Annotated in this window: 17 protein-coding genes and 2 tRNA genes; 11 read left to right on the forward strand and 8 right to left on the reverse strand. The window is 35.7% G+C overall.

Annotated features, from left to right (window positions below; translation table 11 throughout):
• Nucleotides 1-115: 115 nt before the first annotated feature.
• The 3 genes from BZG01_RS12870 to BZG01_RS12880 all read right to left on the reverse strand — a co-directional run bounded on the left by BZG01_RS12870 (nt 116) and on the right by BZG01_RS12880 (nt 7,135).
• Nucleotides 116-733, reverse strand: coding sequence for a polysaccharide deacetylase family protein (locus BZG01_RS12870; RefSeq protein ID WP_218973105.1), 618 nt, complete (start codon nt 731-733; stop codon nt 116-118).
• Nucleotides 733-3,795 (reverse strand): glycosyltransferase family 117 protein, encoded by a 3,063-nt coding sequence (locus BZG01_RS12875; protein WP_101310253.1) that lies wholly within the window; start codon nt 3,793-3,795, stop codon nt 733-735. Before BZG01_RS12875 ends, BZG01_RS12870 begins: the two co-directional genes overlap by 1 nt.
• A gap of 271 nt (nt 3,796-4,066) precedes the next feature.
• Entirely contained in the window at nt 4,067-7,135 is a 3,069-nt protein-coding gene (locus BZG01_RS12880; RefSeq protein WP_101310254.1) for a glycosyltransferase family 117 protein, read from the reverse strand.
• Between the two features lie 171 nt (nt 7,136-7,306).
• Here BZG01_RS12880 and BZG01_RS12885 point away from each other — a divergent pair.
• A tRNA-Gln gene (locus BZG01_RS12885) sits at nt 7,307-7,377 on the forward strand.
• A gap of 54 nt (nt 7,378-7,431) precedes the next feature.
• On the opposite strand, the gene BZG01_RS12890 is transcribed toward BZG01_RS12885, so the two are convergent.
• Nucleotides 7,432-7,803 carry a hypothetical protein gene (locus BZG01_RS12890; RefSeq protein ID WP_101310255.1) on the reverse strand — a complete coding sequence of 124 codons (372 nt, stop codon included), beginning with the start codon at nt 7,801-7,803 and terminating at the stop codon, nt 7,432-7,434.
• A gap of 156 nt (nt 7,804-7,959) precedes the next feature.
• Here BZG01_RS12890 and BZG01_RS12895 point away from each other — a divergent pair.
• A tRNA-Gln gene (locus tag BZG01_RS12895) sits at nt 7,960-8,030 on the forward strand.
• Nucleotides 8,031-8,061: 31 nt separating this feature from the next.
• Here the strand turns inward: BZG01_RS12895 and BZG01_RS12900 are convergent.
• Nucleotides 8,062-8,334, reverse strand: a complete 273-nt coding sequence (locus BZG01_RS12900) for an acylphosphatase (protein WP_101310256.1) — start codon at nt 8,332-8,334, stop codon at nt 8,062-8,064.
• Nucleotides 8,335-8,577: 243 nt separating this feature from the next.
• Between BZG01_RS12900 and BZG01_RS12905 the strand changes: the two genes are divergently transcribed.
• Nucleotides 8,578-9,456 carry a radical SAM protein gene (locus BZG01_RS12905; protein ID WP_101310257.1) on the forward strand — a complete coding sequence of 293 codons (879 nt, stop codon included), beginning with the start codon at nt 8,578-8,580 and terminating at the stop codon, nt 9,454-9,456.
• 200 nt (nt 9,457-9,656) lie between these two features.
• Here BZG01_RS12905 and BZG01_RS21565 read toward each other — a convergent pair whose 3' ends face one another.
• The 3 genes from BZG01_RS21565 to BZG01_RS12915 all read right to left on the reverse strand — a co-directional run bounded on the left by BZG01_RS21565 (nt 9,657) and on the right by BZG01_RS12915 (nt 11,891).
• Complete coding sequence (locus tag BZG01_RS21565) at nt 9,657-9,809, reverse strand: hypothetical protein (protein ID WP_156195472.1); 153 nt, start codon at nt 9,807-9,809, stop codon at nt 9,657-9,659.
• A gap of 161 nt (nt 9,810-9,970) precedes the next feature.
• Nucleotides 9,971-10,495 (reverse strand): hypothetical protein, encoded by a 525-nt coding sequence (locus tag BZG01_RS12910; protein ID WP_143470910.1) that lies wholly within the window; start codon nt 10,493-10,495, stop codon nt 9,971-9,973.
• Nucleotides 10,496-10,544: 49 nt separating this feature from the next.
• Nucleotides 10,545-11,891 (reverse strand): deoxyguanosinetriphosphate triphosphohydrolase, encoded by a 1,347-nt coding sequence (locus BZG01_RS12915; protein ID WP_101310259.1) that lies wholly within the window; start codon nt 11,889-11,891, stop codon nt 10,545-10,547.
• 417 nt (nt 11,892-12,308) lie between these two features.
• Here BZG01_RS12915 and BZG01_RS12920 point away from each other — a divergent pair, with 417 nt between their 5' ends.
• The 8 genes from BZG01_RS12920 (at nt 12,309) to efp (ending at nt 20,659) form a co-directional block, all read left to right on the forward strand.
• Nucleotides 12,309-13,025 carry an ABC transporter ATP-binding protein gene (locus BZG01_RS12920; RefSeq protein ID WP_101310260.1) on the forward strand — a complete coding sequence of 239 codons (717 nt, stop codon included), beginning with the start codon at nt 12,309-12,311 and terminating at the stop codon, nt 13,023-13,025.
• Nucleotides 13,026-13,061: 36 nt separating this feature from the next.
• The gene (locus tag BZG01_RS12925) at nt 13,062-14,315 is read left to right on the forward strand and encodes an ABC transporter permease (RefSeq protein ID WP_101310261.1); all 1,254 of its coding nucleotides are present in this window, start codon (nt 13,062-13,064) and stop codon (nt 14,313-14,315) included.
• 27 nt (nt 14,316-14,342) lie between these two features.
• On the forward strand, nt 14,343-15,593 hold the full coding sequence (locus BZG01_RS12930) for an ABC transporter permease (RefSeq protein ID WP_101310262.1): 1,251 nt from the start codon (nt 14,343-14,345) through the stop codon (nt 15,591-15,593).
• 35 nt (nt 15,594-15,628) lie between these two features.
• On the forward strand, nt 15,629-16,747 hold the full coding sequence (locus BZG01_RS12935; protein WP_101310263.1) for an efflux RND transporter periplasmic adaptor subunit: 1,119 nt from the start codon (nt 15,629-15,631) through the stop codon (nt 16,745-16,747).
• Between the two features lie 108 nt (nt 16,748-16,855).
• Nucleotides 16,856-18,217, forward strand: a complete 1,362-nt coding sequence (locus BZG01_RS12940; RefSeq protein WP_101310264.1) for a TolC family protein — start codon at nt 16,856-16,858, stop codon at nt 18,215-18,217.
• Between the two features lie 227 nt (nt 18,218-18,444).
• Nucleotides 18,445-19,158 carry a tRNA (adenosine(37)-N6)-threonylcarbamoyltransferase complex dimerization subunit type 1 TsaB gene (gene tsaB / locus BZG01_RS12945; RefSeq protein WP_101310265.1) on the forward strand — a complete coding sequence of 238 codons (714 nt, stop codon included), beginning with the start codon at nt 18,445-18,447 and terminating at the stop codon, nt 19,156-19,158.
• A gap of 18 nt (nt 19,159-19,176) precedes the next feature.
• The gene (locus tag BZG01_RS12950; protein ID WP_101310266.1) at nt 19,177-19,944 is read left to right on the forward strand and encodes a DUF3108 domain-containing protein; all 768 of its coding nucleotides are present in this window, start codon (nt 19,177-19,179) and stop codon (nt 19,942-19,944) included.
• 145 nt (nt 19,945-20,089) lie between these two features.
• The gene (gene efp, locus BZG01_RS12955) at nt 20,090-20,659 is read left to right on the forward strand and encodes an elongation factor P (protein WP_101310267.1); all 570 of its coding nucleotides are present in this window, start codon (nt 20,090-20,092) and stop codon (nt 20,657-20,659) included.
• The last annotated feature ends 32 nt before the right edge of the window (nt 20,660-20,691 follow it).

Consider the following 20,691-nt stretch of genomic DNA (forward strand, 5'->3'; position numbering starts at 1 on the left):
AACGGGAATTATCAAATGGTTTTGGTTATAAAATGGTATTAATAGTTTGATCGAGAGCAAATTTACGTATTCAATTGCAGTTTACCTGATGGAAAAGAAATGTTTTTTTGATTTCTTATTGGCAAACATCAAACTCGTAACCCTGAAGCTTTAATTCATCGATCAGCCGGGGTACTGTAAAACGCATATTCACCTCCGATTTCTGATGATTGTGGAACAATATTATGGATCCCGGACGAACCGTTTTAAGAACATCTTTCAAACACTCTTCGGGAGTTATATCCTTCCGGTAATCCCCACTCAAAACATCCCACATAACAATCTTATACTCTGGTAGTAAATGTTTTGCCTGAGATCGTTTTATTTGGCCGTAAGGTGGCCGAAATAATTTTGAATTAATTAAATCGGAAGCCATTATTACATTCTCAAGATATAGTTGTGTATCAACAGACCAACCTTTTAAGTGATTGTAAGTGTGATTTCCAACAGCGTGACCTGAAGACAGAATTTTCTGAAACAGCTCAGGATATTTATGCACATTCTCACCTACGCAAAAAAAAGTAGCTTTTACACTCTTCTCCTTCAGCATATTCAATGTCCACAAAGTAGATTCCGGAATAGGTCCGTCATCAAATGTCAGATAAACCTTTTTTGCTCCCGAATTATATCGCCAAATAAAGTCCGGAAATAAGATTTTAAATATCCCCGGCGCTCTCATCCATCTCAACTTCATCATCCCTTTTTATAGCTTTCTAATAATCTTTTAAATTCCAATTCAATTTTCCGATTCAATTCCTTTTGATTGTACTGATTTGTAATGCGGTACAATTCCTGCAATAAAGCCAGATCCCTACTCCTTAACCGAGGAAATTCCGAAGTTGAAACCGGAGTTAGAGTCATATAATAATCTAATTCCTGTACCAATCGATCCGATATGGTTTGAATCATCTGATTGCCTTTTTCATCCTCCGCTGCACGATAGTAGGACTGAGCCATAAGAATGGCTAAATAATCAAAGGGTACCTTCTCATTAGGCACCAGCTCAACACATTTATCAAGTACCTGAACAGCAGAATCTCTTTTTCCCTCATCCAGTAAACTTTCTGACAGCCTCAGAAAATTATTTCTCATGTTGGTGCACAAACGGGAAGTTGTTTCATCGATATAAACATCCGGATGGTTCATATTTCCCCATTTGAACTTATTCATCAGATTGGTATACATTACATCCGTATTTACACCCCCAATCTGCATTTCCTCATTTTCAAATTTGATCGGTACCAGTCGATAAGCAAAACCTTCCAAACGAAAATAGTCTTCTAAGCCATAATATCCGCTTGACGGCACTGTTATGGAAAAATAAACAGGTCGTTTCCAATTGTTTTGCACCAGCATATCATAAAGAATTAAACCACCTTTATCTATATAGTTTGTTTTCACTTCCCATTCCATTTGATTCACAATTTTTGCAGAATCTTTTTCGGAAAGAGTATTGGTCTTTACGACTTGCTCCTTATCAATTACAAGGCGAAATTTATTTGCCGGGAAATGATCAATCCGCTCATCGTATCCGTATATTTTTTTGGTACTTTCCTTTTCACTCGCAACATATTCTATCGCGTCTTTCAGATCCAATCCTCCGTTTTTCTCAACGTAAGCCTTCAAACGCGGATCATCAAGAACATAAACCACATCTCGTTTCCCCATCAGGTATTTATCCTGAGTAAGAGATATTGGTAACGGATCTGAATCGTAGTTTTTTTGCTTCATCTGATCGATGTACCAATCGGTTGACAGATAACTTAAATTACAAACGCGAACATCGGTTCGAATACCCTCTACCTCCTGCAAATACCACAAGGGGAAAGTATCATTATCGCCCATGGTAAATAAGATTGCGTTTGGCTCGCAGGAATTCAGATAATCGTAAGCCAAATCCCTTGCCACATATCGATCCGACCGATCATGATCGTCCCAATTTTGTTGCACCAACAAAGCGGGAACTGCCAAAAAGCAAAGCGTGAATGCTACAGGAATAGCGACCTTATCTTTTCGAAGCAATTTTTTAGAAACCTGCAGTACTGCAAGAAATCCCAAACCGATCCAAACAGCAAAGGCATAAAATGATCCCACATAGGCATAATCCCTTTCCCGAGGCTGCAATGGAGGCTGATTCAGATAGACCACAATAGCCAAACCCGTCAGTAAAAACAGCAGAAAAACCACATAAAAATCCTTTTTCCCCTGATTACTTTTTCGGTACTGATAAAGTAATCCTGCCAAGCCTAGCAAAAGCGGTAAAAAGTAGTATGTATTGTTTCCCTTATTTTTAGTCATGTGCTCAGGCCTCAGACTCTGATCACCCAAACGATAATTATCTACGAATGGTATTCCGGAAATCCAGTTTCCATCAACAACACCACTATAGGATTGCCGGTCGGATTGCCGACCGGAAAAATTCCACATAAAGTAGCGGATGTACATGTAATTAACCTGATAACTAATAAAGAAGTCCAGATTCTGCACAAAGCTCGGTTTTGTTTTCTGATCAGCCTTGAGTCCTGTCCACTTGGCATATTCTTCGGGGTTCCTACCTGTCATTCCCTTTGTATACATTCTGGGAAACACTGTTTTGTGAGAACTGCTATAGTTTGGTTTCTTTGGCGTGTAAGAAACTACATATTTCCCGTCCTTTTTAATGTAAACATCTTTGCCATCTACATAACTCTCCTTTTCATCATACGGAGCATTAAAATATTCGCCGTACAACAAAGGATTATCGCCATACTGCTCTCTGTTTAAATAATAAAGTAAAGAAAACAGATCCTCAGGATTATTCTGATCCAAACCAGGATTTGCCGCCGAACGAATCATGATAAGCGAATAGGACGAATATCCAATTAGAACAACGGTTAGTGCAGTAAGTAATGTATTCAAGACCACTTTACCATGAGAAATTGTATATCGAATACCGAATACAAGACCTGAAATCAGCAGAATAATAAATACATATGCGCCTGAATTAAAAGGCAAACCAATTACATTTACAAAGAACAAATCGAAAACAAAAGCAAGTTTTACAACACCTGGAATGATTACATACATTGCTCCACCCAAAAGAAGCAAAGCAACACCCAAAGCTTTTAAAACTCCATTTCTGCTTGGTTCGTACTTCTTAAAATAGTAAACCATTACAATGGCCGGAATTGCCAATAAATTCAGAAGATGAACACCAATAGACAAACCCATTAGGTAAGCAATCAAAATCAACCATCTGTTTGCATAAGCCTTGCCTTCTTCGTTTTCCCATTTTAAAACGCACCAGAAAACAACTGCCGTAAACAGCGAAGATGTAGCATAAACTTCTCCTTCGACAGCTGAAAACCAAAATGTATCGGTAAAAGCATAAGCCATGGCTCCAATAAATCCGCTGCCAATAATTGTCCATATCTGAGATTCTGATATTTTATCTCCTGCAACAACCAACTTTTTAGCCAAATGGGTGATTGTCCAGAATAAAAACAGAATGGTAAAAGCACTTGCCAAACCAGACATGGAATTTATCATGAGAGCCACATTTTCGGTACCCGAAGCAAACATAGAGAAAAAACGAGCCAACAGCAGAAAAAACGGAGCTCCCGGAGCGTGTCCAATTTCTAATTTATAAGCAGAAGTTATAAATTCTCCGCAATCCCAAAAACTAACTGTAGGTTCAAGAGTTAAAAAATAGACAACTGCAGCTATTGCAAATGATATCCATCCGACAATAATATTTGTTTTTTGGTACTTACTCATATATTATCAAAATAAAGGTTAGATTTTATGGTACAGACAGCGAAGTTACCACTTTTGGCAAAAAGAATTGATTTGTATTATGTGAAAAAACCTTAACAGACTTTCCATATTTCAAGACCAATATAACCATCATTATTCTTTTTTGCAGATGAACTCTTTGCATTAGTTTGTAGAAAGATGAATTACTTTGATTTAGGAAATCAAAAAAAAGACATAAAAGAAATGGCTGTCTCTACATGAAGACAGCCATTTAAAGTATATTATAAATCTTTTACTCCCCTGAAGCAGATTTAAATAGCAGTTCGAATTTTAATTGCAAATCTTCCCTCAACTTAGTTTGCTCACCCATATCAGCTAAACCTAAAAGCATCTGCACAACCCGCACTTCACGCTCCTGTTCTGATCTAAAAGTATTTGAATATTGAGGATCCAAACTTAAGAAGTAATTCATTTTGTCGTATGATTGTTGTGCCACCTCCATCAATAAAGCATTTGCTTTATCTACTGCATTTGCTCTGTAATACTCCTGAATAAATCCAATCAGTGTATTATCAACCGGTATTTTATTGGTTGGCAGTTCTTCCATACATCTATCCAAAATATCAATGGCTTTTTCTTTCTTTCCCTCATCATTTAAAGCACTGGCCAATCGGCTGTAATTTGCTCTGAATGACATGATATTCACAGTTAATATATGAAATTGATCAACATATACATCCGGATCTTTTATCCCGCCAAAAGTGAATTTATTCATGTAATTATCATACAATAATTCTGTATTCACATGGCCAATACCATTTCGTTCCGGTTTTGTTTCAATTGGAACCAAACGATAAGCAGCACCTTCCAACTGAAAATATTTCTCTAAGCCAAGAAAGCTTTCAGTCCCCATTCCTACAGAAAAATAAACAGGGCGTTCCCAATTGTTATTTGCAATGATATCATAAACCATAATGTCATTTTTATACAAATAACTTCTTTTGATCTTCCACTCTAACTTGTCTACAATTAAATGAGCATCTTCGGGCTGAACAGTACCATTTGCAAGCACCTTAGCCGAATCAACAGGAATATAAACGTTTCTTCCAGGGAAATAATTAAGTTTTTTACCCGATTGGGTTTCTACTTTTGCAGCATCATTATCGCTTCCTACGAATTTTATCATTTCACTCAAAAGCTCTTGTCCTTTCAATCGCTCAACAACAGGAACCTGATCGCGAATACCTGGTTCCACTTTATCCGCGGTAAGCGACATAGGAATCAGATCGGAATCGTAGGCTTTTCGTCTCATCTGATTGATGTACCAATCGCCGGCAAGTAAACTCAAATTTACAATCCGGATATCTCTTCGAATCCCTTCCACTTCCTGCGCATACCAAAGCGGAAAGGTATCGTTATCGCCATAGGTAAATAAAATAGCATCAGGTGCACAAGAATTTAAATAATCTTTTGCATAGGCCAAAGTAGCATGTCTTCCCGAACGATCGTGATCATCGAAATTCTGCTGAGCCAATAATCCGGGAACGGCAATTAAACAAACAGCAGTAACTGCTCCTGCGGTAACAACAGATGGTCCTTTTTTACTCAACCATTGATACAAACCCATTACTCCAAAACCTATCCAAATGGCAAACGCGTAGAATGAACCGGCATATGCATAATCACGTTCACGTGGTTGATAAGGTGATTGATTCAGGTAAACAACAATTGCCAAACCTGTAAAAATAAAAAGCAACATCACCACAAAGAAATCCTGTTTGCCTTTTTTGCTCGATTTATAATGATAGAACAAACCTATTAAACCAAGTATAAAAGGTAAAAAGAAGTAAGTATTTCTTGATTTTTTATTTGCCATTTCAGGATATAACTTATCCTGATTTCCAATTTTCATTTCATCGATAAAAGGAATCCCCGAAATCCAGTTTCCATTCAGGATATCGCCATGCCCCTGAATATCGTTCTGACGGCCTACAAAATTCCACAAAAAATACCGCCAATACATGTGATTCACCTGATAGGTCAAGAAAAACCTAAGATTTGATCCAAAACTTGGTTTGTAAAGAGTCTCATCGCCAACCTGAATTGGATTGTTCTTTTTTACATCTCCCCAGTATTCATATTCATGAACATGATTTGCCCGGGAACTATACATTCTTGGAAATAAGGTATTGAAACGCGAATCGAATTTATATTCCTGTTTGTGCGATGCAATAACATACTTATCTTTATTGTTTTTATCCTTTTTTTGAATGTAAACAGGACTGGTTTCAATCAGGTCAACTGCAGGAGCATTGTAATACTCTCCGTACACAAGAGGTCTGTCGCCGTATTGCTCCCGATTCAAATAGGAAAGCAAAGCAAATACGTTATCCGGATTATTTTCATCCATTGGGGGATTAGCCGATGAGCGGATCACGATCATGGCAAAAGAAGAATAGCCAATCATGATCACCACAAAAGCTGTTACAATTGTATTCAAAACCACCATTCCACGTTTAATGGAGAAGTTGATCAACCAAACTACAAGAGCAATAAGTGCTGCTGCATAAAAAATTACACCAGTGTTGTAAGGCAAACCAAATTGATTTACAAATAACAACTCGAACCATGATGCAATAGTAATTACGCCAGGAATAACCCCATACATAACCACTCCCAAAATAAGAACCGAAAGTAAAAATGCTCCTATTATTCCATTTCGGGTAGGTGTATATTTTTTAAAATAGTAAACAAATATAATTGCAGGAATAGCCAAAAGATTCAGCAGGTGAACACCGATCGACAATCCCATTAAATACGCAATTAAAATAATCCATCGGTTTGCATACTTCTCATCCGCAACATTTTCCCATTTCAGAATTGCCCAAAAAACAACTGCCGTAAACAGTGATGACAAAGCATATACTTCCCCTTCAACAGCCGAAAACCAGAATGTATCAGAAAAAGTATAAGCTAGCGCTCCCACCATTCCGGTTCCCATTACGGCAATTAAATTTCCTTTTGAGATTTCACCATTAGTTATCACCAGTTTTTTGGCAAGATGTGTAATTGTCCAAAACAAAAATAGGATTGTGAAAGCCGAAGCTAAAGCCGACATAGAATTCACTAACAGGGCTACTTGAGATGGATTGGGTGCGAAAAGAGAGAAAAACCTCGCCATAATCATGAACAAAGGTGCTCCCGGCGGATGTCCAACCTCTAATCCGTAGGCGGTAGTAATAAATTCTCCACAATCCCACAAACTGGCTGTAGGCTCAATAGTAAACAAGTAGGTAAGTGCAGCAATGACAAAAGCCATCCAGCCTAACACATTATTAACCACATTGTAATTAGATTTCATCTTGTGTGTATTTTTGTTTATTATATTCGATATGCAGGATAATATTTTGAACGAAAATAGTCAATTTTAATAGTTCCCCCGAATTCTATCTGAAAATTTTACACTTTTTGTTTGAGCAAATAAAAAAAGTATTACATTTGCAGAGTTCTTTGCAAAAAGGACAATTATGATTGACCCGTGGTGTAATGGTAACACACCTGGTTTTGGTCCAGGCATTTAAGGTTCGAGTCCTTACGGGTCAACAATAAAAAAGCTTCGAAATATTTCGAAGCTTTTTTTTATTTTATCCTTTATGTTTATTTTTCAACAATCCTCTCAAACTTAAAGCTACCCGAAATTCCCTGATCATCTAAACTATCTCCCTCAATTGTTGTCTCATTAATCAACATGCCATCCCAGGAATCCAATTCGTAGCAAATATCAAAATCGGAGTGAATAACATCATACTCTATAGCTTTTAGCTGAATTCGATTAAGATTTATCTCTCCTTCCAATTTTTCCTGGATCATGAACGTCTCCTCATCCTCTACATTTTCAGAAAAAATGATTTTACCACTCAATTTTCTCCCGTTTTGAGTCAATAAAAGCTCTCCTTTAGCGCTTCCATAACCGTAATCTTCCTCGTAAAGCCACTTTCCTGTTAATGATTCTATTTTTTTTTGCTCCATATTTTCTACCCTTTCAAATTGACAATCAGAATAATTACAAATATATAACAACAACAACGAATAAAAGTCTGCAATATTTTTGCATTTTTTGGTTTTGCCTAACAAATATTTCTACTATATTTGCACCGTCTTAGTCAGATATGACTGAACGGGAATTGACCCGTGGTGTAATGGTAACACACCTGGTTTTGGTCCAGGCATTTAAGGTTCGAGTCCTTACGGGTCAACACAAGCTTCTGATTTTATCAGAAGCTTTTTTTATTTTATGACGAAATCAGTAAAATCCTGATCCGGCAAATTACAAATAAAAACATCCTTCACTTTAGCCCAATCAGGTCCCTTTCTGCACCACTCACAAAATAGTTCAACTCCCAAATTTGTTCCAATAATTTCAGCATAAACCGTACCATCCGGCTGATTTCTGACGAACCCCTTAACACCAAAACGCTTTGCAGCCTCTTTGGCATGATACCGAAATCCAACATTCTGTACCCTACCTGACACTTTTATGCTTACCGATCTCCCTTCCATTTTGCTGCGATTTAAATGCAAGATAGAATTTTAAATGATGAATTAAGAGTTAAAAATTAATAATTAAAACACTCCTCAGTCTATCATCTCCGGTAAAAAGGGAGAATTTCATTCAAAAATTTTAAGTCTTGCTTGATATTTCTACTTGGCCCCTTTTACTTTATCCTTAAACCTTGTTACTTCTTCCTCGACACTTGGAACTTGATACTTGATACTTGATACTTCTTTTTCTACTTTTGCCCCATGATCAATTATCACGAACCGTTATTTAGACCGCCAAGCGAGGCTCACTCCCTAATTATCCAGGCAACATTAGGTTGTGCATGGAACAAATGTGCTTTTTGCGAAATGTATACCTGTAAACAATTTCAGGCTCGCAAAGAGGAAGATATTTTTGCTGATATCCAGAGCATGTCTCCCTATTCAAATCATTACCGTAAGGTATTTTTGGCAGATGGAAACGCTATGGTACTTTCTTTCGATAAACTTTCGCGGATATTGGATCAGCTAAATGCAACTTTTCCCCGACTAACTCGTGTTTCGGCCTATGCAATACCAAAAGACATAGAAGCAAAAACAGATAAAGAACTTCAAATTCTTGCTGAAAAAGGACTAAAACTACTTTATGTTGGTATAGAATCAGGAGATGATGAGCTTTTGAAGGCAATTGATAAAGGTGAAAATTTTGAAAGCACGAGTCACGCCCTGCAGCGGGCCCGAAAAGCTGGCATTAAACTTTCGGTGATGATACTAAATGGTTTGGGTGGTAAAAAGTATTCTCGGCAACATGCCCTTAACTCAGCCAAAGTCGTGAACAAAATTCAGCCCAAATTTCTATCTACCCTTGTTCTTAGCTACCCTTACGGAGAAGAACACTTCATGAAAAAATTCGATGGTGAATTTATTCCCCTCAACACCATAGAGTTAATTGCCGAAATGAAAGTCTTTATCGGGAATCTGGAATTAAGCCAGTCTATTTTTCGAAGCGATCATGCTTCCAATTATTTGATTCTGCGCGGAAACTTCCCCCGCGACAAGCAGGAAATGCTCAATCGCATTAATGGTGTTTTGGACGACCCGGCCAACGCACAGTTGAGACCGGAATGGATGAGGGGATTGTAGTTTTCCTCAATTTGCCTCGTAATCAGACTATTAAAAACCTAAAAGAATTAATAAAGCTTGTAGAAATCAATTTCGTTTTACTTATTAGTTCAGTAATATATTTTAAGGGAACTAAAAAGGTTTATAAATGCACACAGAAACACCTTATAAAACACTCTTGCTGTGTTTTATAAAAGAAAGAGCTGGCAATAATTCAAAGATTACTTTATCACCATATAATTCTTCTTATTCTGCAATCTGCCCCAGTCTTTAGTATTCATCGACTGAATCATTTTTGTTGTTAAATCAACCACAACAAAATCCTCATCTCTCGAGAAAGAAAACAACTCTTTAATCATTCTTAAAATCTTCATGCCCCTAATTTTTTTGTTTTTCTGATATTCTAAATTTAAGAGGATTAAAGGATAAATTCAAGGCATTCTGGTACGATTTAATAATTACGTAATATAGGTTTTTAAAAGCGTATTTTCAGTTCACACTTGCGTAATGTGAAATTACAATCTGATTCGTTTTACTAATCTTTAAACTCTACGGTATCAAAAAAGAGATTCTTTTTATCAACTAAAAATTGCTTCATTCTTGAAGGACCTCCAATTGCAATCTGATAAATAAACTTCCCACGAAAGAAAAATCGTTTGTAATAGGTATACTCATGTTCACCAACCAATTGTGTATAAACAATTTCTTTCCCCAGCATTTTCTGATACGCTACAGAGTTTTCCGAAATTAAAATCGCATTTCCGGTTACCAAACTCCCCTCTTTCATTTCCTGATAATATTCCGAGGGATCGGAATACGTAAAATCCAAACCTACCTCTGAAAAATCGGAGGCTACAACACCAAAAACCGTTGCCGCATCTTTATAACTAAAAACCTCTATTTTTATTCCATTCAGCTCCTTATCCTGAATAATCGGATTTTCGGGTAATTCAAAGCTAATCTTTGATTTTTCCGATCCGGATCTTACCCAATCGTTTTGTGCGTATACAGCAGGTGCTGCAAGATTAAGCAACACTAGTAAAACAACTATTTTTCTCATTTGATACATTTAAATCGAATTTAGAATCTCAATTTTGCAGATAAATTCATTAATTAATTCCGGGCAGTTCTATTCCTTTTATAGTTCTGTACAAATCCAAAGCAAAAACATCTGTCATTCCAGAAATAAAATCAAGAACAGACATAATTTTCTCGTAATCAGATTCGCCGTTTACATTATACTGCTCAGGAATTAATGACAGCAGGTTTCTGGAATAAAAATTTTCTGGTTCCAAAACGGCAGTAACAAACTCATCAAGCAAAGTTCCTAAAATTTTGTAACCGGCAAGTTCTATTTCCACAACCGAACGATGACGATAGATTCGTGAAACAGCAACCTGAGTGCATTTTTTATAGGCAAACAGCAAAATTTCATTGATCTCTTTAATTAAGCTTGATTGAAATTTACCTTCCATTATTAACTCATAATGATCAACAAACACACCTACACATTCCGAAATTAATTTCCCAATAACTCCTGCCCGTATGTATGCAATTTGCTCATTAATATCGGTAACCTCCTTACAAGTTTCATCAATTCGGTTCAGAATAGTTTTGTCCTTGTCCGGATGGTAAAAACTCAACAACAAATCCTTGGTTTCTTCGGTGCTTAGTATCTTTAGCTTATGAGCATCTTCAATATCCATAATTTGATAGCAAATATCATCAGCAGCCTCAACCAAGTAAACCAATGGGAAACGGGCAAATATTCCTGATGACAATTCAGGAATCCCCAGCTCTTGGGCAATCACAAGGTAATCTGCCTTTTCAGCTTGAAAAAAACCATATTTTTTTTTCTTTACTACCTCAATCTTATTACTTTCCCAGGGATATTTAACAATAGATGCAATACTCGAATAAGTTAAAGCAAACCCGCCGTTTCTTCTTCCGTGAAATGCATGAGTCAACAATCGAAGAGCATTTGCATTTCCTTCAAAGTTGGTCAAATCACACCATTCCTCCTTCGTGAATCTGCCTTGCAGTTCTTTCCCTTTTCCATCCGAGAAAAAATGAGATAATGCCTTCTCACCCGAATGCCCAAATGGTGGATTGCCCAAATCGTGAGCCAAACAAGCTCCGGCAACAATACTCCCAATTTCTTTAATTAATTGAGAATCATCAACCAAACCAAGCTGAATAAGATTGTCGGCAAGTGCATTTCCCAGTGATCGTCCTACGCTGGAAACCTCAAGGCTGTGAGTTAAGCGGTTGTGTACAAAAATACTTCCGGGCAACGGAAATACCTGTGTTTTATTCTGTAAGCGACGAAAAGGAGATGAAAATATTAATCGATCATAATCGCGCTGAAACTGAGATCTGATATCTTTCTGCTGAACAGAAGAAAATTGGTCTTCCTGACCAAACCTTTTTGCTGATAGTAAGCTATTCCACTTCATTTTTTCAATTTATAGAACCTAAAATTACACTAATATTTGGCTTTGCTCTTATCCCTTGGTATTTATTCACATTTATTAAGACAACGCACACTAAATTACTCACATAATACCAAAATTACCGTACATTATCGTACACTCAATGTAATATAAGTGGACACAAAACACAAAATTCTGCAAACCATTTTGCATGTAAAAAGCTAAATATCAGAATAATTAACCCTATGGCACGCCAATTGATAAACTAACAATAATTTGGGGTGAATATTTTCTTTGGTTATTTTATCGATTAAAACAAGACATTATCAGTTATAATTGCTGGTTTGTCGATAGGTAAACATGTTTGTCTAATTTTGTTTGCAATAAAATGTAATAACATTAATATTGTATACAGATTTATTTTTAATACCAATAGCTATTATGATTCGATTACAAAACATTCACAAATCGTATATTACCGGTACTAATAAACTTCACGTTTTAAAGGGGATCGATTTGCATATAAAAGAAGGCGAATTAGTTTCCATAATGGGGTCGTCAGGATCAGGTAAATCTACACTTCTTAATATACTTGGCCTTTTAGACAATCATGATGAAGGAGCTTACACTCTTAATCAGGAAGAAATAAAAGCCATGAGTGAAACAAAAGCTGCAAAGCTTCGAAACAATCTACTCGGTTTTGTATTCCAGTCCTTTAACCTGATCTCTTTTAAAAATGCGATGGAAAATGTGGCACTTCCATTGTATTATCAAAAGGTTGCCAGAAAAAAGAGGAATAAAACAGCTTTGGAGTATCTGGATAAAATGGGACTAAAAGATTGGGCTGAGCACATGCCAAATGAGCTTTCAGGTGGTCAGAAGCAAAGAGTTGCAATAGCCCGGTCAATAATCACGCAACCAAAAATTATTTTAGCAGACGAACCAACTGGTGCATTAGATTCTGCAACCTCCGTTGAAGTTATGAATCTTTTAAAAGAAATTAATCAATCCGGTATCACAGTTATTATCGTAACACACGAAAATGATATCGCCCATATGACAGACCGGATTATTAATCTAAAAGATGGTAGAATCGAATCCATTATTGAGAATAATAAAATCAATAGTAAGGAAACTATCAAAATTCCTCAGGAATAAACAAACTATCTAAACCTAAACACCTGGAATAAAGCTATGTTCGACAGAGATAAATGGCAGGAAATATTTAGTACCATTAGTAAAAATAAAACCAGAACCGTTCTGACCGGTTTTTCGGTAGCAACAGGAATTTTCATGTTGATTTTTCTTTTGGGTGCAGGACGAGGTCTTAGAAATGGAATGACTTCAGTTTTTGCACAAGATGCAACCAACAGCATGCAAATATATGGTGGCAGAACAACCAAAGCATACAAAGGAACTCCCGAAGGAAAACGAATTCAAATGGTTAATGAAGACTATCTTGGGTTTAAAAAATCAATTGAAAAATTGGATGTAATTTCTGCAATGTCTTACATTCCCGGAGCTGAAATAATATCCTATAAAAACAATTATGGAAATTTTAATGTATCTCCTGTTCATGAAACTTATAAAGAGATTAAAAATTTTGAAATACTTGAAGGACGGTTTCTAAATGAAAAGGACATTAAGGAAAACCGAAAAGTTGTTGCCATTCAGGATGTTGTTAAGGAGGTTCTCTTCCCTAAAGAAACGGCTATTAATAAATTAATTAATATCAACAACATCAAATTTAAGGTAGTTGGTGTTTTTAATCAGCCAAGTTTCGATGATAATTCCAGAGAAATTTACATCCCGATTACTGTTGCTCAAAATATTTTTAACAACAACGATCACCTTCAAAGAATATCCTTTACACTAAACGATATTTCAGTAGATGAGAGTAAAAAAGTTGAGCAATTTATTACTTATCAAATGGCTAAACGACATGAATTTAGTCCCGAAGATAAGAATGCTCTTTGGATACAGAACAACATCGAAAATTCGCAGCAATTTGCTGGTCTTTTTAGTGCAATTGAAATGTTTGTGTGGATTATTGGAATTTTCACTATTGCATTAGGAGTAATTGGTGTTTTTAATATTATGATGATTGTTGTTAAGGAAAGAACCAAGGAAATTGGAATTCGAAAAGCAATTGGGGCTTCTCCAAGCTCTGTAGTTGGACTGATATTAATGGAGGCAATATTTATAACAGCAGCCTCGGGATATGTTGGACTAATTGCCGGGGTGGGCTTACTTGAAGTAATCACCAAATTTGACCTTATTAACAAAATATACCCACCTGCAGCAATTTACTTTTTAAATCCACAGGTTGATTTAGGAATAGCTATAGGTGCAACCATTGTTTTGGTTGTAACCGGTGCTCTTGCGGGTTTTTTCCCGGCAAGAAAAGCCGCTTCAATCAGACCCATTGAAGCTTTAAGAGACGAATAATAAACCAGACTAATAAACGATCAGCTAATGTTCGATTTGGATAAATGGCAGGAAATTACTGCCGCACTAAAAAAGAATAAACTACGGACCATACTTACCGGTCTCGGTGTAATGTTTGGAATCTTAATTCTGGTAACCTTACTGGGTATTGGAAGAGGTTTTCAAAATAATATACAATCCTCATTAGGTAATTTCGCAACAAATTCAACAGTTTTTTGGGTAGAAAAAACTACCAAAGCTTACAAAGGTTTGCCACGAAACAGATCGTATCTGTTTACCAATGATGATCTGGAAGTACTTAAAAGATCGATACCTGAATTACAGGATATTGCTCCTGATATAAATGGATGGAGCGGAAATGCCACCAACAATACATTTCGGGAAGATAAAAAAGGAAATTTCAGAATCAAAGGGACTTCACCGGAAATGAACAATGTAAATCCGGTTGAAGTTACTGCCGGTCGTTTTATCAATCAAAATGATTTAAAAGAATTTCGAAAGGTAATTACAATTGGACCAAGAGTTCAGGAACTAATGTTCGAAAAAGATGAAGATCCAATTGGTCAGTACCTTAAAGTAAATGGAATTTATTTTAGAATTATTGGTACAATTAAACCATTAAGTAGAAATATGGGAATGCGCGATGACGTACTTCAAATGCCATTTACTACGTTGCAGCAATTGTATAACCAAGGAGACAAATTCCGTGTCTTCTTAGCAACGGCTAAGGTTGGAGAATCAGTAGCCGACTTGGAAGACAAAATATTTGAAATTCTGGCCAGAAGGCATTCCATTCATCCTGATGACAGACAAGCCATTGGTAATTTTAATATTGCCAAGATGTTCAACAAAATATTTGGCCTTTTTAACAGCATTGGATTCTTATTTTGGGTAATAGGCTTTGGAGTTCTTCTAACCGGTATTATTGGAGTTAGCAATATTATGCATGTAGTTGTAAAAGAAAGAACAAAAGAATTAGGAATTAAACGTGCCATTGGTGCACGTCCTCGTGAAGTTGTTGGTCAAATCATAAATGAAGCCGTTTTCCTTACCACCTTTGCGGGATTCTGGGGACTGGTTTTAGGTGTTTTAATTGTAGAAGGAATCGGTAAAATAACAGAAGGTGATCCTAATCCACAAATTTTAAATCCTTATGTTGATATAAATGTTGCATTTATAGCACTCGGTGTTTTGGTTTTATTTGGTGTTTTGGCTGGACTGCTTCCAGCACAAAGAGCCATCAGAATTAAACCCGTAGATGCATTGAGATACGAATAAAAAAAATAATTCATAATCCGAAAATAATACTAGTCATGAAAAAAGTTTTTAGAATTGTATTGGTTGTATTTTTTATCCTCCTTTTTGTAGGAACCATTGTATTCCTATATCAAAAGTCGCAGGATAAACCTGTGGTTTACAACACAAAATCACCTGAAATAACAGATATTATTAAAAAGACGGTTGCAACCGGATCTGTTGTTCCAAGAAAAGAAATCGCAATTAAACCTCAGGGAGTTTCCGGAATTATTGAAACTTTATATGTTGAGGCTGGGGATATGCTAAAAAAAGGTGATCCTATTGCTAAAATAAAGATCATTCCTGATATGATTAATTTGAATAGTGCTGAATCAAGAGTAAAAGTAGCCCAAATTAATTACGAGGATAAAGAAATTAACTACAACCGGGATAAGGCTTTGTTTGACAAAAAAGTTATTTCAGAATCTGATTTCCAAAAGACACAATTGTCTTTCCGAAATTCTACAGAAGAGTTGCAATCAGCAAAAGATAATCTGCAGTTGATTAAAGAAGGTGTAACTAAAAGCTCTGCAAAAGCTACAAATACCATTATTCGTTCAACAATTGAAGGAATGATACTTGATATTCCGGTAAAAGAAGGAAATTCAGTAATTCAAAGCAATACTTTTAATGATGGAACCACAGTTGCTATTGTTGCTGACATGGGTGAAATGATTTTTCAAGGTAAAGTTGATGAAACAGAAGTTGGAAAGATTGTTCAGGGAATGAACCTTGAATTAACCATTGGTGCAATTGAAGATGTGAAGTTTGACGCTCATCTGGAATACATATCTCCAAAAGGTGTGGAAGAGAATGGCGCCATTCAATTCGAAATAAAAGCCTCTGTTAAGCTTAAAAAAGACTTCTTTATTCGTTCGGGATACAGTGCTAATGCTGAAATTGTGCTTGATAAAAGAGAAAAAGTATTGGCTGTAAACGAAAGTCTTTTAGAGTTTAAAAATGATTCAACTTTTGTAGAGGTAGAAACTTCTGAGCAAAAGTTTGAAAAGAGATTTATTAAAACTGGTCTTTCGGATGGTATCAACATAGAAGTTTTAGAAGGTATTACAAAAGACGATAAGCTTAAAGGAGAAAAAAGGAAAAAAATTGAAGAAATAAAAGAGAAGAAAGACTAGGAAAAACTTCCATTGAGGTGGAAAGATTAAATAAGCATCATTAATTTATCCTTGTTAAATTAATGACGAAAGAACTAGTTTTATCGGATCAAAAAAATACATACACACATGAAAAAAATATTATTACTTGTCCTTGTTTTTGCCTTTTCCTTTTCTGGTATTTATGCTCAGGAATTATGGAATTTGGAGAGATGCATAACACATGCAAAGGAACACAATATCAACCTTAAGTTACAAAAACTGGATGCTGACGTTCAGGCAAACAATACCAGGCAATCAAAATTGGATCTTTTACCAGACTTAAATGGTAATACAGGATACAACTTTAACTATGGACGTTCGTTAAGCGCTGACAATACCTATGTAAACGAAAACAGTCAAACTGGTTCTCTTGGCCTTTCATCCAGAGTTACTCTATTCAGTGGTTTTCAAAAATGGAATTCAGTTAAACAAAACGAATTGGATCTTAAAGCAAATTTGCAGGATGTTGAAAAAGCAAAAGAAGATCTAGCATTGAATATAACATCCTACTATTTAGATATTTTATTCAAAAAGGAACTTCTTCAGGTAGCACAAGAACAATTAAAAGTTACTGAGCTTCAGATTAAAAGAACAGAAGTTTTGGTAGAGGCAGGAACTTTACCAAAAGGAACTTTGATGGAACAAAAAGCTCAGGCCGCACGCGAAGATCTTGCTGTAGTTAATGCGCAAAATTCTCTTGATATCGCTTTGCTCGATTTGGCGCAGTTATTGGACTTAGAAGACACGAAAAATTTTGATATCCAGACACCTGAACTACCTGTTTTAAATGCAACCAAATCAATGGTTGATCCTGAATCAGTTTTTATTAATGCATTAACCTTCCGTCCGGAAATGAAAGCGGCACAATACCGTTTGGAAAGTTCTGAGAAAGGTTTGATTATTGCTAAAGGTCAACGTACTCCAACTTTATCTATGTCGGGATCATGGAATTCGGGTTATCGCAGAAATCAACCTGAATATGGATTCGCCACAGACGGAAGCCCTATTATTATCAGAAAAGAAATGAAATTGAATGATCAATTAAGATTGTTTGAATCTAAAAGCTTTGGTTTCAATTTAAGCATTCCAATTTTTAATGGAGGAGTTGTTAACCGAAACATTAGTAACGCAAAAATCAATATTGATCGTTATCGCTTAAATATGGACAACTCTAAAAATGTCCTGCGAAAAGAAATTGAACAAGCACATGCCAATGCCAAGGCTGCCATGAAAAAGTTTTTCTCTAGTGAAACTGCAGTTTCTTCAACCGAAGAAGCCTTCCGTTACACCGAAGAAAAATTCAATCTTGGCTTGGTTAATTCTGTTGATTACAATCAGGAAAAAAACAATCTTTTCAAATCTAAATCAGATTTACTGCAAGCGAAATACGAATACATATTCCGCACCAAAATTCTTGATTTCTATAATGGCATCGAAATAAATTTATAATCAAGTTTCAAATTCAAAAAAGCTCTCAGCCCATTTCGGGTTGAGAGTTTTTTTTATCAAGTAAGTGTTTCCTTCCAATTATTTGTCTTAGTAATAGAACCATTTTAAAACCATATCATTTACCCATTTTAATAAATTTGGATAGTGCACTGGTCATATATTTGAACTGTTATCGTTCACAATTAGTATTTTATCCTTTATTTTGCATTGATTTTAAATTTTATCAAATGGCATTACTATTACATATAGAGACATCAACAGCGGTTTGTTCTGTTGCATTAGGAAAAGATGGTGATTTACTGGCTCTTAAGGAAACGAAAGAAGGAATGAAACACGCAACTCACCTAACCATTTTTATTCAAAACATTTTAAAGGAGAATAATTTAACTCCAACCGATTTAGACGGAGTTGTAATTAGTATGGGCCCAGGATCGTATACTGGCTTACGCATTGGTGTATCAACAGCAAAAGGGATTTGTTACGGAGCTAACCTGCCTCTAATCTCAATAAATACTTTGCAGGCAATGACAAAGCCATTACTTGAAAATAAAGATATTACGTCTCTATTGACTAATCCTGAAAAAGCCTATTACTGTCCGATGATTGATGCAAGAAGGATGGAAGTTTACACTGCCTTTTTCAATAGCAAAAATGAATTGGCCGGAGATATTTCTGCTGATATTATTGATGAAAACTCCTACTCGAAAGAACTTTCGGAAAGAGAAATTATTTTCTTTGGTGATGGCTCTTCAAAATGCAAGGAAGTAATTAAAAGTAAAAATGGCATCTTTCTTGATAATATAACACCATCGGCAGTAGGAATGATAGAACTGGCTGAAATAAAATTTCAGAATCAGGAATTTGAAGATGTGGCTTATTTTGAGCCCTTTTATCTGAAAGATTTTGTTGCAACTACTCCTAAAAAGAATATCTTTAATTAAGAATCAACAATAATCCATATGTATAAATTATCTCTTAGCATTCTTCTAATTTTTCTAAGCCATACACTTTTATTGGCCGATTCTCCTATTAAGAATACCGAAAAAGGGGAAAATCTAAGATATGTTATACATTATGGAATTATTCGAGGTGGAAAAGCAAGCCTAAAAATCAGAAGTGAAAAAATAGATGGCAAAGATCTGTATCATGCAACTCTAACTGGGAAAACCATCGGATTATTCAATTCGCTTTATAAAGTAAAAGATACATACGAGAGTTTTATTAATACAGAAACCCTGTTGCCTGAAAAAGCAATTAGAGATATTCGCGAAGGAAATTACAAAAGATATACTGAAATTGTTTTTAACCGGGAAAAGAATGAAGTGAACTCTACACGTTCAGGAATTCATAAAGTACCGGAAGGAACACATGATATTTTATCGGCTTTTTACTTTGCAAGAGCCAATCATTTCAATTCAAATTTAAAAGTTGGAGAAGTTGTGAAAATCCAAACTCATTTCTCCGATGAATTGTTTCTTCTTCAATTCCGATTTATGGGATATGAAACAATTAACAGCAAAATTGGAGATGTGAACTGTTATAAATTCATACCAATTGTAGCAACAGGTAGAGCATTTAAAGATGAAGATGATATGACCATCTGGATATCTGCTGATGCAAACCGGATTCCGGTTCGCGTACAATTCGATCTTTTTATCGGTTCATTGCGCTGCGATTTGATTAATTTTTCAGATTTTTCCTATGACTCCCTCTTGGATAACGACTAATTTTTTACCATTTCAAGGGTATCTATTTCAAACAAAGCCTCATAATATTTCAGAATATTAATTGTTTACCCTATTTTTGCAAAACTCAAAAAGAGACGAAGCTTTTCTTTTCTTAGAAATGATTATTAAAAATTAATATTATATCATGGCATCTACTACAGATTTTAAAAATGGAATGTGTATCCACTATAAAGGAGATTTATATACAATTGTACAATTCCAACACGTAAAACCAGGTAAAGGTCCAGCCTTTGTTAGAACAAAACTTAAAAATGTTAAAACAGGTAAAGTTATTGACAATACTTTTAACTCTGGTGTGAAAATTGACATCGCCCGTATCGAGAGACGTCCGCATCAATTCCTTTATAAAGATGATATGGGATATAATTTGATGCACACCGAAACATACGAACAAATTGTTTTACCTGAAGAATTGTTTAATGCCGCTGACCTTTTAAAAGAAGGTGAAATGGTTGAGGCGGTTTTCCACGCCGACACAGAAACTCCATTGTATGTCGATCTTCCTGCTCATGTTGTTATGGAAGTTACTTACACAGAACCTGGTTTAAGAGGCGATAGTTCATCGACCTCATCGCTAAAAGCAGCAACTGTAGAAAGTGGTGCTACCATAATGGTACCTTTATTTATCAACACGGGCGATTTAATTAAAATTGACACACGTGACCACTCTTATTCAGAGCGTGTAAAAGCATAATTTTTATAAACTCATCATCAAAAAAGGATTCT

The sequence above is a fragment of the Labilibaculum manganireducens genome (genome assembly GCF_002843385.1).
GTDB classification, from domain to species: Bacteria; Bacteroidota; Bacteroidia; order Bacteroidales; family Marinifilaceae; genus Labilibaculum; species Labilibaculum manganireducens.

Coding starts and splice junctions, on each gene's coding strand:
- BZG01_RS12910 (WP_143470910.1), bottom strand. CDS start 10,495: ATGAGAAAAATAGTTGTTTTACTAGTGTTGCTTAATCTTGCAGCACCT.
- BZG01_RS12900 (WP_101310256.1), bottom strand. CDS start 8,334: ATGGAAGGGAGATCGGTAAGCATAAAAGTGTCAGGTAGGGTACAGAAT.
- BZG01_RS12930 (WP_101310262.1), top strand. CDS start 14,343: ATGTTCGATTTGGATAAATGGCAGGAAATTACTGCCGCACTAAAAAAG.
- BZG01_RS12915 (WP_101310259.1), bottom strand. CDS start 11,891: ATGAAGTGGAATAGCTTACTATCAGCAAAAAGGTTTGGTCAGGAAGAC.
- BZG01_RS12935 (WP_101310263.1), top strand. CDS start 15,629: ATGAAAAAAGTTTTTAGAATTGTATTGGTTGTATTTTTTATCCTCCTT.
- efp (WP_101310267.1), top strand. CDS start 20,090: ATGGCATCTACTACAGATTTTAAAAATGGAATGTGTATCCACTATAAA.
- tsaB (WP_101310265.1), top strand. CDS start 18,445: ATGGCATTACTATTACATATAGAGACATCAACAGCGGTTTGTTCTGTT.
- BZG01_RS12890 (WP_101310255.1), bottom strand. CDS start 7,803: ATGGAGCAAAAAAAAATAGAATCATTAACAGGAAAGTGGCTTTACGAG.
- BZG01_RS12925 (WP_101310261.1), top strand. CDS start 13,062: ATGTTCGACAGAGATAAATGGCAGGAAATATTTAGTACCATTAGTAAA.
- BZG01_RS12905 (WP_101310257.1), top strand. CDS start 8,578: ATGATCAATTATCACGAACCGTTATTTAGACCGCCAAGCGAGGCTCAC.
- BZG01_RS12940 (WP_101310264.1), top strand. CDS start 16,856: ATGAAAAAAATATTATTACTTGTCCTTGTTTTTGCCTTTTCCTTTTCT.
- BZG01_RS12920 (WP_101310260.1), top strand. CDS start 12,309: ATGATTCGATTACAAAACATTCACAAATCGTATATTACCGGTACTAAT.
- BZG01_RS12880 (WP_101310254.1), bottom strand. CDS start 7,135: ATGAAATCTAATTACAATGTGGTTAATAATGTGTTAGGCTGGATGGCT.
- BZG01_RS12870 (WP_218973105.1), bottom strand. CDS start 733: ATGAAGTTGAGATGGATGAGAGCGCCGGGGATATTTAAAATCTTATTT.
- BZG01_RS12950 (WP_101310266.1), top strand. CDS start 19,177: ATGTATAAATTATCTCTTAGCATTCTTCTAATTTTTCTAAGCCATACA.
- BZG01_RS12875 (WP_101310253.1), bottom strand. CDS start 3,795: ATGAGTAAGTACCAAAAAACAAATATTATTGTCGGATGGATATCATTT.
- BZG01_RS21565 (WP_156195472.1), bottom strand. CDS start 9,809: ATGAAGATTTTAAGAATGATTAAAGAGTTGTTTTCTTTCTCGAGAGAT.